The sequence below is a fragment of the Deinococcus fonticola genome, assembly GCF_004634215.1.
Classification (GTDB): Bacteria; Deinococcota; Deinococci; order Deinococcales; family Deinococcaceae; genus Deinococcus; species Deinococcus fonticola.
Genome location: NZ_SMMH01000049.1, coordinates 1 through 15,077 on the forward strand (window position 1 = coordinate 1; position 15,077 = coordinate 15,077).

Annotated in this window: 14 protein-coding genes and 2 pseudogenes; 8 read left to right on the forward strand and 8 right to left on the reverse strand. The window is 58.1% G+C overall.

Annotated features, from left to right (window positions below; genetic code table 11):
* Positions 1-273: 273 nt before the first annotated feature.
* The 7 genes and pseudogenes from E5Z01_RS17695 (at position 274) to E5Z01_RS17725 (ending at position 7,518) form a co-directional block, all read left to right on the forward strand.
* Complete coding sequence (locus tag E5Z01_RS17695; RefSeq protein ID WP_135230576.1) at positions 274-2,163, forward strand: type IV secretory system conjugative DNA transfer family protein; 1,890 nt, start codon at positions 274-276, stop codon at positions 2,161-2,163.
* Between the two features lie 172 nt (positions 2,164-2,335).
* Positions 2,336-3,301 carry a hypothetical protein gene (locus E5Z01_RS17700; RefSeq protein WP_135230577.1) on the forward strand — a complete coding sequence of 322 codons (966 nt, stop codon included), beginning with the start codon at positions 2,336-2,338 and terminating at the stop codon, positions 3,299-3,301.
* Positions 3,298-4,686 (forward strand): hypothetical protein, encoded by a 1,389-nt coding sequence (locus E5Z01_RS17705; RefSeq protein ID WP_135230578.1) that lies wholly within the window; start codon positions 3,298-3,300, stop codon positions 4,684-4,686. The genes E5Z01_RS17700 and E5Z01_RS17705 overlap by 4 nt, the downstream gene beginning before the upstream one ends.
* A gap of 12 nt (positions 4,687-4,698) precedes the next feature.
* The gene (locus E5Z01_RS17710) at positions 4,699-5,124 is read left to right on the forward strand and encodes a hypothetical protein (RefSeq protein ID WP_135230579.1); all 426 of its coding nucleotides are present in this window, start codon (positions 4,699-4,701) and stop codon (positions 5,122-5,124) included.
* Between the two features lie 123 nt (positions 5,125-5,247).
* Entirely contained in the window at positions 5,248-5,442 is a 195-nt protein-coding gene (locus tag E5Z01_RS17715; protein ID WP_119761589.1) for a transposase, read from the forward strand.
* A 120-nt stretch (positions 5,443-5,562) separates the two neighbouring features.
* Positions 5,563-6,432, forward strand: a pseudogene (locus tag E5Z01_RS17720) (IS3 family transposase); the annotation flags it as partial.
* A 141-nt stretch (positions 6,433-6,573) separates the two neighbouring features.
* On the forward strand, positions 6,574-7,518 hold the full coding sequence (locus E5Z01_RS17725) for a hypothetical protein (RefSeq protein WP_135230581.1): 945 nt from the start codon (positions 6,574-6,576) through the stop codon (positions 7,516-7,518).
* A gap of 29 nt (positions 7,519-7,547) precedes the next feature.
* On the opposite strand, the pseudogene E5Z01_RS17730 reads toward E5Z01_RS17725, so the two are convergent.
* Positions 7,548-8,229 (reverse strand): annotated as a pseudogene (locus E5Z01_RS17730) (transposase); the annotation flags it as partial.
* On the opposite strand from E5Z01_RS17730, the gene E5Z01_RS20115 reads away from it, so the two are divergent.
* Entirely contained in the window at positions 8,125-8,385 is a 261-nt protein-coding gene (locus E5Z01_RS20115) for a hypothetical protein (RefSeq protein WP_240738552.1), read from the forward strand. The pseudogene E5Z01_RS17730 and the gene E5Z01_RS20115 sit on opposite strands and share 105 nt — an antisense overlap.
* Positions 8,386-8,502: 117 nt before the next feature.
* Here E5Z01_RS20115 and surE read toward each other — a convergent pair whose 3' ends face one another.
* The 7 genes from surE to E5Z01_RS17765 form a co-directional block, all read right to left on the reverse strand.
* Positions 8,503-9,252, reverse strand: a complete 750-nt coding sequence (surE, locus tag E5Z01_RS17735; RefSeq protein WP_135230582.1) for a 5'/3'-nucleotidase SurE — start codon at positions 9,250-9,252, stop codon at positions 8,503-8,505.
* Positions 9,249-10,124: an ABC transporter permease gene (locus E5Z01_RS17740; protein WP_135230583.1), complete on the reverse strand. Its 876-nt coding sequence runs from the start codon at positions 10,122-10,124 to the stop codon at positions 9,249-9,251. Before E5Z01_RS17740 ends, surE begins: the two co-directional genes overlap by 4 nt.
* Complete coding sequence (locus E5Z01_RS17745) at positions 10,121-11,044, reverse strand: ABC transporter permease (RefSeq protein ID WP_135230584.1); 924 nt, start codon at positions 11,042-11,044, stop codon at positions 10,121-10,123. Before E5Z01_RS17745 ends, E5Z01_RS17740 begins: the two co-directional genes overlap by 4 nt.
* Before the next feature lie 2 nt (positions 11,045-11,046).
* Positions 11,047-12,525 carry an ABC transporter substrate-binding protein gene (locus E5Z01_RS17750; RefSeq protein WP_135230585.1) on the reverse strand — a complete coding sequence of 493 codons (1,479 nt, stop codon included), beginning with the start codon at positions 12,523-12,525 and terminating at the stop codon, positions 11,047-11,049.
* Positions 12,522-13,382, reverse strand: a complete 861-nt coding sequence (locus E5Z01_RS17755) for a metallophosphoesterase family protein (RefSeq protein ID WP_167758002.1) — start codon at positions 13,380-13,382, stop codon at positions 12,522-12,524. Before E5Z01_RS17755 ends, E5Z01_RS17750 begins: the two co-directional genes overlap by 4 nt.
* A gap of 524 nt (positions 13,383-13,906) precedes the next feature.
* Entirely contained in the window at positions 13,907-14,188 is a 282-nt protein-coding gene (locus E5Z01_RS17760) for a hypothetical protein (protein WP_135230587.1), read from the reverse strand.
* Positions 14,188-15,077 (reverse strand): hypothetical protein (locus E5Z01_RS17765; RefSeq protein ID WP_205750510.1); only part of this gene is annotated, 890 nt, incomplete at its 5' end. The genes E5Z01_RS17760 and E5Z01_RS17765, both read right to left, overlap by 1 nt.

Below are 15,077 nucleotides of genomic sequence, written 5' to 3' on the forward strand. Positions count from 1 at the left end.
GCCAGGACGATTTCTTCCTTGACCCCAGATGCCCAAGTTTTGCGCTGCTTTCCCATAGAGTTCCTCCAGTTTGCCTGACCCTCCTATCGGTCAGGCGATTTTTGGAAGGAATCCCTGGAGCATTACCAGGCCCGAAGTTATGGCCAACCGCGATGTGCGAGTGAACTCGACGAAGGTGGAAGAGTCACGCATCAGCAGCCCCATTCCGCCAGGTGGTTCACTGTGATTGTCAATTACCGCCTGTTCGTCATTCGCTGGATCCTGGCCCTGCTGGTGTTCTGGCTGGCGTTGTTCTTCATGATGCTGGGACAGGGCATCTTCGGTCTTGTTGCCCTGCTGTTCGGTGGATGGTGTGTCTATCAGTTCAAGGACAGTCGCGCCCAGGTTAGACATAGCGCCCACTTTGCGCGGAAAGACGAACTGGACAGCCTCACCAGGAACGTATTTGAGGGTGACGGCGTACTGGTCGGTTATGCCTATAAGAAGCCGCTCGTGGTGCGGCCCGGCACCGCAGGGAAGAAGGAACTGGGCCACTTTCTCTGGGTAGGCCCGAGCCGCAGCGGGAAGGGCCTGAGTATCGCCAGCAACCTCTATCACTGGCAGGGCTCAGCCATTGTCGTGGACATCAAGGGAGAAATTGCAGCGCAGACCGCCGGATACCGCCGGGATGTCCTGGGGCAGGACGTGTACATCATCAATCCGTCCAGCGGCGAACGGAGTCACCAGTTCGACCCTTTCAAGGAACTGGAAACCGACGAGCAGATCATCAGCGCCGCCCTCGCTTTCATGAATCCCGATAAAGACGGTGCGAACGCCATCTTTGCCCTGCGGGCCAGTTCCGCGCTGGCGGCCATCATCAAGGGAGCGAAGGTCTCTGCTACCCCAGTCGTTCCGTTCCTGGACGAGATGCTTTACCACCCTGACGGCCTGAAGGGTACGGCGCTGCGGTTGCAGAAACTGGGCGATGAACAGGTCACCAAATGGCTGAACTCCTTCCTCGGAAAAAACCCCGACAAAATGGACTGGGACGAGGCGGCAGGCGACCGCTTCCTGAACAACTCCTGGCAACGACTCAAGACGGAGGCCAGCTATCTCACCACCGCAGGCGTGAAGTACATGACCGGAGGGAGCGACTTCACGGCGGCGGACATCATGGAAAAACCGACGTCTGTTTATCTAGTTTTTCGCGAGTCCGAACTGACCCTCAACCTGGCGCTGTTCAATCTCGTTATCGACGCCATTTTTCGCTCGATCATGCGGCGCTACGACCTTGACCAGACGCTGAAAGGCCAGAAGATTCTCGCCATGTTCGACGAGGCGTTCAGGGCCGTGCCGAACATGCTGCCGGAGTACACCGCAACAGTGGCTGGTCGTGGGATTTATATGGCTATCTACGTGCAGTCCATCGCGCAGATCAGCAATATCTGGGGGAAAGACGGGCGCACCGCCATCATGGAGAACGTCCACACCAAGATATTCCTGCCCGCTGTGGACAGGTCAGACAGTGACAGTGAAGGCACCTCAGCGTTCGTATCGGCCTCGTGTGGGAAGTACATGATTGAGGACAGAGGGCTTGCCAAAGAGGAACACGGCAAGGAACTCAACAGCAACGTGCGACTGACCGAGAAGGATCTGATGACGGCCAGCGACTTTGCCATGCTGGGGGTCGGCAAGAGCATCATCCTGTGCAACGATCTCCCCCCGATCCTGGCCTACCGGTTGGAACCGTGGCGATTCAAGGCTGCTGCCGTCGCCAGTGAGTACCCGGTGCCCAGGCCCGTCGAGCGTCCCAGGAAGCAGCCCCTCGTGACTGTTGATCCTGCCACCGAGCATGCTTTATCCACCGTTCCAACCAGTCCCTCGGCCCCGCCGAGCCGCGTCCTTGATCCGAAAGCTGAATCGTCGGCCCTGCTTATCGCCCTCAGTCTGCACGGTGAAGAGGAGGAAGGGGCCGCTTCACCGTCGGCGTCAGCAGGTAAGCCTGCGACCGCTGTGGTCATGGCATCAACGCAACCGGTGGCCGCGCACCATCCATCGTCGAACGCAACCCAGCGAACCCCGCCAGTTCCGACGGTGGAAACAGTTGAGGTGCCGTCCTCCAGGCCTCTTGAGCTTGAACCTGAAACGGAGGAGGAGACCGATATCGACTCTGCGATTTTTTAGGTCATGGCTGAATAGTAGTATAGTCTAGCTTTAATAGTTATGTTAAAATATAAATATGCAGAGTGAAATCAAACTGATAGCCCTTATTCTAATGCTCTCATTGGGTTACTCTCAGGCGCAACTGGCCAGGCAAGCCCCACCAGCTCCAAAGAAGGTTTACATAGGGCAGACTGTGAAGCCAACGGGAGCCGCGCCCTCCGGCATCAGCGTCCCCAGGAAAACCGCCAGCACGGCGAATTCCTCTGCGGCACAGAACAAACCGATTATTAAAACGGGCGTCCAGACTGTTTACACGGTCGGTCAGTTGCTTGGTAACAGCGCCGTTAAGATGATTTCCAGCACGAACTATCAGGTGTCTATCGTGTTTCCTGCGAAGGTGCAGAGTATCGGCATCAATGCCAACAAGCAGAACGCGATCATGGCGACCATCGACGAGTACGACGGGCGCGTGGTTTACCTCGACGCCCTCAAGGTCGGCGGGACGGCCACCCTCAACTTCCGACTCTTGACTGAGGGTGACGAGTACGAGGAGAAAAATGGTAAAGCGCCTCCACCGTCAGCCCCTGGGGCGCGGAGCGTCAACCAAAACCGCGATCCCCTGATTCTGAAAGTGCTGGTAGACCTCACCGACAAGGATCACGGCGTCCTCTCCTACACCATCAGGAAAACCAGGACTGCCCCGGCACCCGTTGCCGCCGCGCGTCCCCCGGCACCAGTGCCAGCTTCGGCCCCGGTGGTCAAGCCCAGACCAATTCCGGCCCCGGTGGTCAGGCCCACCAGGTTCACCGGAACCACCAGCGGCGTGACCCTCACCGTCAACCTGACCGACGCGGCGAGGAAGCCGGAGAACCAGGGGTTCAATTACAAGATTGAGTTGACCAGGCCAGCCGAGGGCAAAACCTATTCGCTGGATACGGCCCGCACCACCTTACGGGTGCGGAACGTCCCTGTTGCTGACCTGGCGATCTCTCAAGGGGCGTTTCCCATCACACCCAGCGCCCCCGTGACCGGGACACTGGAAATCCCCAGACGCGTGCAGCAACAGACCGGGCCGAAAGTCCTCATGTTCACCATCATCGAAAAGGACAGCGCGACCCAGACCGAGAAGCGGAAATACGTCGGGGTGATCCTGAAATGAAGCGCTGGACAGTGCTCCTCGTTTCCCTCTTCCTGACCGGACAGGTCGCCGCCGCCCCCCCCAAAGAACAGGAAGCCCCGAAGTACGACCGTCTCAACATTTACAACACCACCAACCTGACTCCCCTTCCCCACGCCTCTTTCATCAATACCGCGAAGTTCAGGGAGTATCAGGAGTGTGTCGCCAGGGCGAAAAGCGACAAGAAAAACTGTGCCAAGTACCAGTTCAACGTCCCGTACAGCCTGACAGATGAAACGGTACGAGTGGGGAAAGACCTGCGCCAGGCATGGCAACGCCTGGAGGACAGGTACTACTGGCGGGCGATGGTCAACCTCAACAACCCGGCCATGTACCTGTCACACTGCCTGGTTGATTTCGGGCAGAACAAAGGGGCAGAGAAGCCTGAAGTTGTCGTCTACACCAATGACAGCATGTACCCTTCCCAACTGGCAGGGAAGATTCCATCGCAGGGCCTCAAAGACAAGCTGCGGATGGACAGCTACTCCATTCTGCCGAATGTTCCGAACGCCGATTACTGCGCTGGAGTGCAGATGGATTTTACGCTCATGTACCTCCCCGGCACCTGTTTTTACGCAGGTACTTCCAAGCTGTTCTGCATCGAGGGCGACCAGGACACCTTGAATCCGCTTGCGCCCAGGCCGATAGCCTTCCAGTACCAGGAGGCCGTCAACCGCGTGAAGCGAGCGACCACCCTTGCCGAGCGCGACTACCAGAAGGACTATCAGAAAGACGTGCTGGAGGCCGTGAAGCCCAATGCGAAGTTCTCCCCCTTGTTGTGGGACACCATGCTGTCCGGGGCGCTGATCGCCCCGGCCCAGACCATCCAGCCGGATTTGGCCACCCTCACCCGGAAGGGCCAGGACGCCGGGAACAGGCTGGGCGACATCTTCAAAGCGACGGCCTCCATGTACTACGCCCAGGGCTTGACCAGCAACGCACTTACTCTGCCGCTCAGGGTTCACGTTCTGCCGACCAGGAAGGACGTTCTCTTCAATCCCAACCCGCCCGCTGTGTGGAAGCTGGAGGAATTCAAGCGCACCTTCCCCGCCGAGCCGTCCCCGATCTACGAGCGTTACGGGTACACCAACCTGTTCTCCTCGTGGACGCGGCCCACGGTGAAACTGCTGCCCGAACCGCTGGAAGCCAAACCCCTGCGCCAGATGATCTACATGGCCGCAGGGAACAATGTCTACCTTCAGATGCCCCCGGTGGTCGTTCCGATCCCGGCCCCGGTGCTGATCAAGGAGTTTACTGCCGGACTCCCCTACGCCGGAGTGCAGACACACTTCACCTGGCAGAGCGTCCCTGAAGGCTACGAAGTCCCGCAGGTCAGCGGCATTCCCCCAGTCGATTACCCGTTTTGAGGAGTGAACCTGATGCAAAAGATGCTTTCTATCCTGTTTTTCGCCACCGCGACGGCCACCGCGCAGACTGCCGCGCCGATCACCACCACCGACACCAGGGCCGTTTTGGAACTGCTCCGGGGCAACGTCGATATGTACGGCGTGAATTTCGGGAGCCTGGACTTCCAGCGCGGTATTTTGCAACTGGCACAGCAAAGGGCCATCAAAATCAGGGTCATGACCGCGCCGAGCGTGGCTCAGAACTTCAAACCACTGAAATCCGTCGGAGCCGGGGTTTTCACTCTGCCAGCCAAATTTACCAACGCCATGATCGTCGTTCAGGGTGGGCCGGTTATCATTCCCACCAAGACCAACTACCAGATTGTGACCGACCCTAAAAATACCGCCGCCATGACCGGTCTGTTGACCCAGTACTGGCAAATTGCGAAAAGCTACTGAATGGCAAAACCGTTGGGTAACTGCTCAGCACGTAAACAGTGGAGTGCCCCCCGAAAATCGGACGAATCTGACTAGAGACGAAGGCTCGCCACCAGTTCTAAGCTGGAAAGCGAGGCCCACCCTATGAAAATCCGTCAGTTTACCGAAGACCAGATCATCAAGCTGCTCCAGGAAGGAAAAAAGGGTGAAAAGCCTGTCGAAGACCTCTGCCGCGACTTCGGGTGCAGCACCGCTTCCTACTACACCTGGAAGAAAAAGTACGGCGATACCAACCCTGACGAAGCCCGTAGGCTTCTTGGCCAGAACGGACTCGCTTGAGCAAGCCTGGCCGCTCCGTCAGCTCGAGAAGGAAAACGCCCGTCTACTACGCATCGTTGGCCAGCAGCGCCTGGAAATTGACGCCATGAGGGATGTCCTTGGAAAAAAGCGGTAACGCCCACCCAGAAACGCGCCGTCGTCAGGGAGCTGGTCGCGGCGCAGATCAAGCCCGAACGGGCTTGTGTTCTGGTGGGCCTGTCCAAATCCTCGTGGCACTATCAGCCGAAACCGCGCCAGGACAGCGAACTCCGGCAGCGCATCCATGACCTGGCCAGGCAGTATCCCCGCCGGGGATACCGTTTCATTCATGCCCTGCTCGTACGAGCAGGGGTCACCATCAACAAGAAGCGCGTTCGACGACTCTGGCGCGAAGAAGGTCTCGCCACCAAACCTAAAACCTCCCGAAAAGTCCGCACTGGGGCGTCGATTCCCATGCAGGCTGAGTATCCCAATCACGTCTGGACGTACGATTTCGTCTTTGATCAAACCCTGGAGGGTACAACCCTGAAGATCCTCACCCTGACCGACGAATTCACCCGGCAGTCCCTGGCACTTCGGGTGGCCGAATCCTTCACCTCCCTGGAGGTGAAGGCCGTCCTGCAGGGAGTTATTGCGCAGCGTGGTGCACCAGGATTTATCCGCAGCGACAACGGTTCTGAATTTATTGCCCGTGATCTGGGCATCTGGCTGGCTGTCCAGGACATCGGAACCAGGTTCATTGAACCGGGCAAACCGTGGCAGAACGGCTTTGCCGAGAGTTTCCACTCTCGTCTGCGCGAGGAATGCTTGAACCAGGAGGTGTTCTACTCGGCCCGGCACGCCCAAGTGCTGCTTGATGATTGGCGGGCGTTCTACAACGCCCGCAGACCCCACTCGTCACTTGGCTACCGAACCCCGGACGAGTTTGCTGAGCAGGCCAGGGGGCGGCCTGCCGACCCCCTTTGCGGTCACAGCGCCGCAAATGTGGCCGTCATCCCGTCCCCTGGATGAGCATTGATCCGCGTTGTTGTACCCTTGACCTGAGCCGAGTCTCTACTTGAAACCGTCCAACTTTTGGGGCCAGCCCAGCACCTGCACCGCACACCAACCATAGAAAACGCAGTCTCACACAGCCAATACCAGAAAAGCACCTTGGCAGTCGCGCTGAAAAGCGACGATTTCGCCAGTGATGCCGACCTCATCCGCAGGGCCAGAAATGCGCCTGTAGGCGCATTTCTGGCGCTTGACTTCGTGGTTATACCGCACACGGGAAGGGCGATGCAGGGGGTGGACTACCATGACAGCAGCACTCACAAGAAACCGTGTCTCTCACAGGTTTATTCAAGTTCAGCCCTGGTGAAATTCAAATGTGACCCTACCCCGCTCCACCTAGACTACAAGGTGTCCCAGGCGCTCCAGACGAGCGGCTACCCCTCCCGTACCGCCACTCAATCAATGATCACAACCGTCCTGCACTTCAAAAATCTCGGCATTAATTTCGAGGGTGCTTTACTGGACGGCGAATTTGGTGCGGATGATTCAATCGAATTCAGTCAATCTCACGGTGTTCCTGTCCTGGTCAGGGCCAAACGGACGCTCAGCGTGGCGTTCGAGGGTCAGACCCTGACCCTCGAAGAGCTTGCCGCCCTGTTCGATCACACCAAGTGCCACCCATACGCTGAATTCGGCTGGCGAGCCAAACGTCTGAGTGTTTCCCGTTCAGGCCGCGCCTTTGACGTCCTCATGATCTGGCGTAAAGTTCATGGCGTCTGGGAAGTGTTTTGCCTCATCAGCACCTTTCCTCGTTGCTCCGCTATGATCTCTCTTCTCCGTGCATGGAAGGCCCGCTGGGGCATTGAAGTCTGCCACCGGTACTTTAAACAGAGTCTAGGACTGGGGAAATACCAGTGCCTGGATATTCAGGCCCAGAAAAACTGGGCCTGGTGCGTATTGGAAGCCTTTCATGAAGTGCTCCAGATGAGACGGAGACATCCCGGCCTGCGGTGGAAGCACGCTCAGTCGCTCGCGGCTCAAACGGTCAAATGGTGCGTTGAGACCGCTAAAAACCGTTACTCACTACGACGCTATGCTGCCTGACACGACCTTCCTCGCATCCTTGGAAACTCTTGCTTGAAGCTGCTGAAGGTGCACTCAATCGACCAGCGCTGCTTGTAGAGCTTCCAGGTCTTCCGAGCGCTGAAATCCGTGGCGATGATGACGAGGTCACCCACAGGTGACCTCGTCGCGACCACCCGCATCAACTCCCCGAACACGAACACCTTTTCGCCGATCTCGTGAAAATGACCGTGCTGGACATGCTCAAACCACTTTTTCCCGCTCATGTCGTCCAGCATGTCGCTGTGCCGAATGCGGATGGCCCGCTTGATGCCCTGACGACGGAGAAACCGGAACCATTCCGCGCCGATGAACTCACGATCAGCCACCAGGCCCAGCCAGCGTTTCGCTGGCAGAACCTGGAGAAGCTTCAACACCAGCCACATCCGGGCGTACGTGTGACTGTTCCCGGACTCGTCGAGGGGTACCCAGATCAGGGGCAGGGTGAAGCCGTGAACCACGGCTCCAAGCACCAGAAAGTTGATGGGGGTCTCGCCATGTTCCCAATTGCGGGCAGGCGTCCTCATGGGCGTCCGTTCTGCCCAAGAAGGTGCGGTCCAGACTCAGCAAAACCTTCCCCGGTGGAAGATGGACGACGAGCAGAGCGATGAAAAAGCCCATGTCCAGCTGCTCATCCCGGAAGGTGCGGTCTGCTCGTCTCTTCTTGCCCTGTGGGGTACTCATCCCCGGCATGTGGGCGCTCAAGTCGTGATGATTGACGCTTCTTGCGGCAATCATCGCCAGGAGGACATCAATGAGCCGCTGGAGCGTGTCGATGCGGAGGTGACTGGCGTGCGTTTTGAAGTGCCGGGTGAGTGCGGTAGCCTGCTGGACAGTGGATTCTGTTGATTTCACACTCCCAGGAGACCGCGAACAGTCAGCCCCATCAAGCTTGATGGGGCTGACTGTTGCTTTTTCCCGGCCGGGACGACATTGAACTGAAGTTGTCACCTACTGAGATCGAGATCATTCGCCAAAATCAACCTTTTCCCGGAAGCCGGCAAGTTGCCTCTGGGCTGTCAGATTCATGCGAAGGGGCGTGATCGAAACGTAGCCGTGTTCCACCGCCCAGCGGTCGCTGCCTTCTTGGGGATCGACTTCCGGTGTGACGTCGAACCAGTAGGCCACCTTGCCATTCGGAGTGGTAAAGGCCTGACGCCTGGCGAAGTAGTGGCGGGTGCTTTGCTCTGCCCAGCGCAGTCCCTGCGGCTGAGGCGGTAGGTTGACGTTGAACAGCAGACGTTCCTGAGGCAAAAGGAGCAGCAGCACATCCAGGCAGCGGCTTAACCATGGCGCAAGAAGTTCGAAATCCGGATCGGCCGTCTCGCTGGCAATCGTACTGAAAGCAATGCCCGGTACGCCCTGCAAAAGGGCCTGTCTGGCTGCGCTGACTGTTCCCGAATGCCAGATCTCATGGCCGATGTTGCTCCCGAGGTTGACGCCCGAAAGGACGACATCTGCACCGAATTCGTACAGGCCCAGCGCGGAGCAGTCGGCGGGTGTTCCGGTCACGGTATAGGCTGGAATATCCGGCAGAGGTGAAAACCCAAAAGGTTTCAATCGCAGCGGATGGTAGACCGAGATGGCGTGTCCCATGGCCGACTGCTCCGCGCTGGGCGCGACGACGTTGACTTCCCCAAAAGCCGCCGCTGCCCGTGCCAGTGCCCACAGACCTGGGCTATGGATACCGTCGTCATTGGTAACGAGAATCTTCACCTGTCTTTTCCTCCTACGGTCAGCCAGTTGTGTTTCAGAGCCGTGGTGTGACGGTTTAGCGAACGGCCCGCCAGACTCAGGGCCTGGGCCAGCGCGAAGACAACGAGACCGGGTGCGACAGCCGCCCACATCTGCTGCATGAAATACAGCCGGGAATCCTGCAGGAGACTTCCCAGCGAGGGTGTTGGTGGTGGACGGCCTAAACCCAGATAGGACAGTGACGCCAGCAGCAGCAGGGTTTCGGCGGCATGAATGAGGGCCTGCCCCAGCAGCACAGGAGCAATGTTGGGAAGAACGTGTCTGGTCAGAATCCGGAATGGGGACGCGCCCAGAGCGGTGGCCGCCTCGACATACACTTCCGAAAACTGCTTGAAGGTGAGTGTTTTACTCAGTCGCACGAAGAGGGGAAGGCCGATGAGGGTGGCTGCCACGACCAGGGGAATCAGTCCGAGTCCCATGGCCGTCAGCACAATCAGCACCAGCAGGAGATGTGGGAATCCCAATACCGCATCGGTCAGGACATCGGTCAGGACTTCCAGCACAGGGTGAAGCCGGGAAAGCAGGCCGATCGCCGTACCGAGCACCAGCGTCAGCAGGGTAATGCCCGCGACCAGAGGAATATCTGCGGAGAGAGCTTGCAACACTCTGGCGGCAATGTCTCGACCAAGCTGATCGGTGCCAAATGGATGTTGTGAAGAGGGCCCCGCCAGTCTGACGGCGTAATCCTGTTCACCAGGATCGGGCAGCAGCGCCCTGAGCACCAGCAGGACTGCTACCAGAACCGTATAGGGAAGGAAGCGGCGACCCACGCTCCAGAACCTGTCTTGCCGGTTCGAGACACGTCTGCTGCGCAGAGGAAGCACCTGACTCACTGCCGTCCCCTCGGGTCGAGGTAGAGCGCCCCGAGGTCGGCAATCAGATTCAGCAGTCCGTAGATCACCAAACTCAACAGCGCGAAGGCTTCAACGACTGGATAATCGCGTGCGGCCACCGCCCCGACCAGCGCACTCCCCAGCCCCGGCAGAGTAAAGACCTGTTCAATCAGCACGGTTCCGGTCAGCAGGCCGCCGAGATGGAGAGCCAGCAGGCTGAGCAGGCCTGCCATCACCGGCTTTAAGGCGTGCCGCCGCAGCAATTGCTGCCGTGAAATCCCCTTTGAAAGCGCTGTGCGCAGGTAGTCCTGTCCGGCTTCCTGCCGCAGGAGATTACGGATAGACAGTGCCAGAAACGCTGTACCTGGCAGGGTCAGCGAGACAACCGGCAGAATCAGGTGTTTCAGCCAGTCCCCCAGATTCTCTTGTGGTGAGACGTAGCCCAACAGAGGCAACCATTTGAGTTCCACCGCTAAGGCCAGAGTCAGCAGCAAGGCCAGCCAGAACAGGGGGGCGGACAGCAAGGTCTGAAGCGTCCCGGTTAGCAGGTTGGCCCAACGCTTACCCTCGTGCTGCACCAGATTCATCGCCAGCACTCCCGCCAGGAACCAACTGAGGAGTACAGTTGGCAAGGCCAGCGAAAGGGTCACACCAACGCGCCCCCCCAGCACGTTCAGCACCGATTGGTCGTCCCGCAGCGAGCGACCCAGGTCACCTCGAGACAGCCGGGAAAGCCAGTCGAGATACTGGTGGCCAATGGAAGGAGTGGCGGTGCGGGGCGGCGGATTGCCGTCTAATCCGGCCCGCAGTGTTTCGGCGTCCCCTGGCAGGATTCGCAGGGCCAGAAAAACCAGGCTACCGGTCAGCAATAGGGTGACCAGCAGGTAGGCCAGCCGTTTCAGGATGTAAGCGGCCTGCATCGTCAGTTGACGGTGGTGGCGCGGAAATCAAAGGTATCCAGGTAGGGCGTAATTTGAAATCCGCTGACGCCTTTGCGAAAAGCGAAGTTCGTATTGGAGGCCCCGAGGTAAACGAATGGCATGTCCAGTGCCATCTGCCGGAACACGTTGGCATACAAAGCCTTGCGCTTGGTGGGGTTCGTCTCTGCGGCCGCTTGATTGATCCACTCCCCGACCGCCGCATTGTTGTAGCCCACGTAATTGGTTTCCGGTTTATCGAAGCCGCTGAGCCTGCCGTGCGGGTCGAGTTTGCCGGTATGTCCGATCACCGTCAGGTCGTAGTTGCGTTTGCCTCCGTAAACTTCAGACAGCCACACTCCCCATTCCACTGGTCGAAGCTTCACCTGTACCCCGACCTTAGCCAACATGGCCTGCATCATCTCGCCCGCTTGCACGTGAGCAGCGTAATTCTGCGGAAGCGCCATCTCCAGGGTCCAGTTGGCAGGCACACCGGCGCGCTTCAGGGCCGCTTTGGCCGCTGCCGGGTTAAAGGGGTACTGGTTGCTGTAATCACGGTAATAAGGACTCAGCGGATCCATAAAAGTCCCGACTATTTTTCCCCCGCCGTAAGCGACATCCAGAATCGCCCGCCGATCAATCGCCTGGGCGAGAGCGCGGCGGACTGCTGGATTTTGCAGGTAAGGCCGCCGGTTGTTCATAGCCATCACCAGCACGGTGGCCGATGGAAGCGACGTGACAGTAAAACCACGGTCGCGCAAGGTGCGGATGTCAGTCGTCGAAACACTGGCCAGTCCATCAAATGTCCCGCTGAGCAGGCCCTGCAACCGCACTGCCGGGTCAGTCACGAAATTGATCTTGACCCCACTCACTTTTGGAGCACCTTGATAGTAATTCGGATTGCGGGTCAGGGTGATGCTGTTGTCACGCTTCCAGTCCTGCAAAGCGAATGCCCCGGTACCGACCGGCTTGGTGGCGAAATCCCAGTTGCCAGCGATCTTCTCGGATGGCATGATCCCCGCCCAGCCAGAGGCAAGGCTCGCCAGAAGCGGTGCAAACGGCTTTTTAAGGTTGAAGCGGACAGTCAGGTCGTTCAGCGCTTCAATGGAAGCGACCTGCTCAAAGTCGCCCAGCTTGGGTGAAGCGAGCTTCGGGTTCATCAGGCGCTCGAAAGTCGCCTCGACATCTTTGGCGTCCAGCTTGCTGCCGTCCTGAAACTGCACACCCGGACGCAACTGAAAGGTAATTTGCTTCTGGTCTTTTGAAACCGTCCAGCTTTTCGCCAGCGCCGGAACCAGTTTCCCCTTGGCATCCGGCTCCAGCAGGGTGTCGTACAGTGACTTGGCAACCTGGAAGGTGGAGGTCGCTGAGGTTTTCTGTATGTCCAGTGTGTCCGGCTGGGCGTCTGTCACGAACTGAAGCGGTCCTTGGGCGTAAGCAGTGGTGAGCAGGGCCGACAGGATCAAAGTGGCGAGGCGTTTCATTTTTTCTCCTTGTCAACCGGTGAAGTGGCTGACGGATTGAATTTCTGGAGTTGTTCAGCCGACAGGGTAAACAGTTCTTCTTCCAGAGCCAGCAGCGGTACAGCCGCCACTCGGAGGTCACCGCCAGACACGGAACACAAGTTGAAGGACGCGGCCCTGACTCCCCGCAACCCAGCCTGATAGGTGACATCCGTGGTGTTGTTCAGTCCAGCCGTGCAGAAGCAGGGAATACCCCGCCACAACGTAAACTGATCGGTATGAATATGCCCGCTGAACACGCCGAGCACCCGGTAAAGTGACAGGATGCGGTGAAGAGCTTCAGATGATTCGGCCGACAGATGATGCCACTCATCTGGGAATCCGTCAGATTTCCCGAAGACAGGAGGATGATGAAGCTGAATGATCTTGGGCAATTCCGGATAGCGCGCCAATTCGGAGTGCAGCCAGTCCAGTTGTTCATGTTGCAAGTGTCCATAGACGCGCTGCGGGACATGACTGTCCAGTGTCACGATATGCAGACCGGCAACAATTGCTGCCTGTCCCGAAGCCGAAGCGTGGTCAGCAAATACCTCAGCGAAATGGCCTGAGTCATCGTGGTTGCCCAAGGCCAGAAATGTCGGAATGGTCAACCGTTCCAACTCCCGTTTCAGTTCGCGGTAATCCTCGAGCTTCCCGCCATCCACCAGATCACCGCTGATCAGGACAAAGGCCGGAGCCGGTTTCAGGCATCCGGCGACTTGTACGGCCAGATCCAGATGCCGACGGGTGTTGGTGTTAATCGTGGACTCACTGGTAGCACCCACGTAGTGCAGGTCGCTGAGATGGAGAAACTGAATGGCAGCGTGTTCACTTGGCATGGGCATAAGGCTTCCGGGCAGTCGCTGCCTCAAGTGAGACGCTAGGGCTTCAAAGTCAACATGCCGTCAGCCTGAAAAAAGACTCTGGAGACTGCCAAGATCGGATGTGAAGTCTGGGTACGCTGGAGGTACTGCGATTTTGCGCACACGAGTGACGGGTAGTGCTCCAGGAATCCCGTGGGGTTAACTCGGTTTTGCGTCGCTGAAGTTAACTGACATCTTGCAGTTTTTGGAATAGCGTGCCAGACGGCCAAAATTGTGAATAATCCCAGAAACAGCGATAGCAGCAGGCTTTTTCGAAACTATCTCATCAGGTTTTTTGATGACGCCCATTCTCCCCGCCCCAAAAAATGCGCCAAAACGGAAGGCAGTGTAGCTAGAAATGGTAGGGGTGAATAAAAATGTGTCGTGGGGAACGGCTAAATTTCTAATTTAACTGAAAAAATACGTTAGGGACGAGATTATTCATCCTTCCGGAAAACTGTAAGATGTCAGAGTAGCAACTTGAATCCACCATATGGTTATTATTCTCTGAGTTGGAACCGAATCGCGAGAGATATCAACAACATATCTACCAGTACGAAGATCAGAAACCACTTCAAAAGCATGACACTGGAGAGATTCATCAGGGGGGCCGGGAACAGCATCAGCGCCCCTAATCCCATGCTGAATGCGACGACCATCGGCGTGACCGGAATGACGCGGCGGCGCATCATCTGAAGAATAGTAAAAGCACCCAGCAGCGCGGCCACCAGGAGCCAGCCAGTCACCACCAGAGGCGCAGACTCAGCGGAAATGACCAGCACTACGCCCCGATCCCCAGAATCAAGACCATCGGCGTATTGCTGTCCACTCTGGCGGCGCGCGTGATGGACTGCGCAGCCTTGGGCAGTGTGAACGTCTGACTGACGCCTCCCGCCAGGATTTGCCACAGCGGAGGCAGCGCATGACTGGCAATCGTGGCATTGTCGCCAATAGCGATCTTGGGGGCATTGCTGGTCATAGCGTTGAGCGAGGACTGAACAGCCCCTTGCAGGGCGCTGACCCCGTTCTGCGCCGCGTCGAGGGCCAGCGTGGGCGCAATCGGCTCGATGCGGGCCGGAACACCTTGATTCAGGTTCTTTCCTTCGACGGAGTACGCCAGGGCGTCGATCTCGAACACCTGACCCTGTGCGTCGATGTAACGGCGGAACTGCATATCCACCCGGCCCAGTTGACCGTTGATCGTGCCGACACCGACGAAGGAACCGCCGTCGGACGTGACCACCACGACAGGCACCGAGCCACCCGTCAGCGCAAACACCGCCGTCACCAGCCGGGCGGGAACTTGTTGAAGGTTCTTGAACGGCCCCAGCGCCCCAAGCCTGGAGGCCTGATTGGTCGCACTACTTCCAAAGGGCGTTTCAGCCGGAGCAGTCTGAGTGGACGACTCAACCCCCTTCTCTGCTGAACCCAGAGCGCCGAAGGACAACCCTTCACCGGGGGCCGGGGTGGTGTTGGCCGGGGCCGCCGCCACAGGAGCCGCAGCAGTCGGAGCCTGTTGGGGCGTTTCCGGGCGGCGACGCTGATATTGATAACGCGGTAAGTTCATGGCGAGATATAGACTCTGGCTATGGTTGAAGTTTGGCGACCCAAGCTCCTGACTCGACAGCAGATGGAGGAGCGCCGTCTGGCGGCATTGCCCTTCCTGAGCGA